Raw genomic sequence first — 2448 nt, 5'->3', positions numbered from 1 at the left:
AGCGTGGCTCCCCGGTTTCCCGGGCCGGAGTGCCTACTCTGCAGACACGATGATCTGGTTACGTTCTGCGTCACGCCTGGCCACCGCGGCCCTGCTGCTCGGGGCGCCGGTGGCGGCGGCCGAGCCGCCCGAGCCCAACGCGGGGCCGGTCAACTGCCCGTACAAGGTCAGCACGCCGCCGGCGGTGGACACCTCCGAGATCCCCGAGGCCGGTGAGCCGCCGCTGCCGCTGCCGGTGCCGCGCACCCCGGTCGGCGGTGACCCGCTCGGCGGCTGCGGTGTCGTCACGGCCGCCGGCGCGCCGCCGGTTCCCGAGGACGTATCCGCCGAGGCGTGGCTGGTCGCCGACCTGGACAGCGGCGCCGTCATCGCCGCCCGGGACCCGCACGGCCGGCACCGGCCGGCCAGCGTGATCAAGGTGCTGGTCGCGATGGCGGCGATCAACGAGCTCGACCTGAACGCGCCGGTGGCCGGCACCGTCGAAGACGCCCGGGCGGAGGGCACCAAGGTGGGCGTCGACGCCGACGGCAGCTACACCGTCAACGAGCTGCTGCACGGGCTGTTGATGGGGTCGGGCAACGACGCCGCCAACGCCCTGGCCGGCCAGCTGGGCGAGATGCCGGTGGCGATCGAGAAGATCAACGCGCTGGCCGCACGGCTCGGCGGCGACGACACCCGGGTCGCGACCCCGTCCGGACTGGACGGGCCCGGCATGAGCACGTCGGCCTACGACCTCGGCCTGTTCTACCGGTACGCCTGGGCCAATCCGGTCTTCACCGACATCGTCGCGACCCACACCTTCGACTTCCCGGGCCACGGCGACCATCCCGGCTACCCGCTGGAGAACGACAACCAGCTGCTCACCCGCTACCCCGGTGCGCTGGGCGGCAAGACCGGGTACACCGACGACGCCGGGCAGACGTTCGTCGGCGCGGCGCAGCGCGACGGCCGCCGGCTGGTGGCGGTGCTGCTGCGCGGCAGCCGGGCGCCGATCCCGCCGTGGCAGCAGACGGCACGCCTGCTCGACTACGGCTTCGCCACCGACCCGGGCACCCGGGTCGGGACGCTGATCGAACCGGACCCCACCCTGGCACCCCGGGCCGTCGCCCCGGTCGACGTCGCCCTGGCCAGCCCGATGGTGCCGGTCGACGCCGGTGCCGGGCCGGTTCGGGTGGGGGTGGCGGTGATCGGGACGATGATCGTGTTTGGGCTGATCATGATGGCCCGGTCGATAAACCGACGGCCCCAGCACTGACATGCTGCGCACCTCGCTGAAGCTGGTCTGCTGGGTGACCGGCATCGTGCTGGTCGTGATCGGGGTGAGCCGGCTGGGCTACTCGACGCAGGCGATTCCCGGCGCCGGCCCGGTCGACCCGACCGTGGACAGCGAGACCCGGGCGGCCGGCCCGCTGTTGATCTTCTACGGCATCGGCTATCTCTGGGCGGTGCGCCGGTCGCCGGTCCCGGCGGCCGCGGTGCGGCTGCTGGCGGCGATCATGGCGCTGATCGGGGCGGCCCGGTTGCTGTCGATGGCCGCCACCGGCATGCCGCACCCGGTGTGGACCATCGCCGCCGTGGTCGAGTTCGCGACCGCCGGCCTCACCTACTGGTACGCCATCGTGGGCGACCCGCCGGTCGGCGGCGACGTGGGCGACGTGCCGGACGCACGGCATCGCTAGTTCCCGGCCGCCATCCCCTACCGTGTGTTTGGGTAGGTGCTAGGACACGGAACCGGGAGCATGGTGGGCCGCATCGGGGAGCTACGACGATCCACACCGCTGGTGCTCGTGGTGGGTGTCGCGGCGGCCAGCGTCGGGGTCATCTACGGCTACGACCTGTCCAACATCGCCGGGGCGCTGCTGTTCATCGAGGACGAATTCGGTCTCTCCTCGGCCGAGCAGGAGATGGTGGCGACCGCGACGGTGATCGGCGAGATCGCCGGGGCGGCCGGCGGCGGCTGGCTGGCCAATACGTTCGGCCGGAAGAGGTCGATGGTGCTGGTGGCCATCGCCTACGCGGCGTTCGCGGTGCTGGGCGCGGTCTCGGTGTCGGTGCCGATGCTGACGGTGGCCCGGCTGCTGCTGGGAATCACCATCGGGGTGTCGGTGGTGGTGGTCCCGGTGTTCGTCGCCGAGTCGGCGCCCGCCGCGATGCGCGGCTCGCTGCTGGTCGGCTACGGCCTGGCGACCGTCATCGGCATCATCGCCGGATATCTGGCGGCCTACCTGCTGGCCGACGCGCACAACTGGCGGGCGATGCTGGGCCTGGCGGCGGTGCCCGCCGTCCTGGTGGTGCTGCTGCTGGCCCGAATCCCCGACACCGCACGCTGGTATCTGCTCAAGGGCCGCGTCGAGGACGCCCGCCGGACGCTGCTGCAGGTGGAGCCGGACGCCGACGCCGAGCGGGAGCTGGCCGAGATCGGCCGGGCACTGGCCGAGGAGCAGGCGC

The 2448-nt window shown here is 72.8% G+C and carries 3 protein-coding genes; all 3 read left to right on the top strand.

Translation table 11 applies throughout. The annotated features are described in order from the left end of the window. Nucleotides 1-49 precede the first annotated feature (49 nt). Nucleotides 50-1255: a D-alanyl-D-alanine carboxypeptidase family protein gene (locus tag AC2VNT_RS02895; RefSeq protein ID WP_486945426.1), complete on the top strand. Its 1206-nt coding sequence runs from the start codon at nucleotides 50-52 to the stop codon at nucleotides 1253-1255. Between the two features lies 1 nt (nucleotide 1256). After that, a complete protein-coding gene (locus AC2VNT_RS02890) occupies nucleotides 1257-1679 on the top strand; it encodes a DUF4345 domain-containing protein (protein WP_486945425.1) in 423 nt (140 codons plus the stop codon). Nucleotides 1680-1739: 60 nt separating this feature from the next. Beyond that, on the top strand, nucleotides 1740-2448 hold a 709-nt coding region (locus tag AC2VNT_RS02885), incomplete at its 3' end, for an MFS transporter (protein ID WP_486945424.1).

It is taken from the genome of Mycobacterium sp. TH-M15 (assembly GCF_057473705.1).
This window is presented reverse-complemented; position numbering and strand designations above follow the sequence as displayed.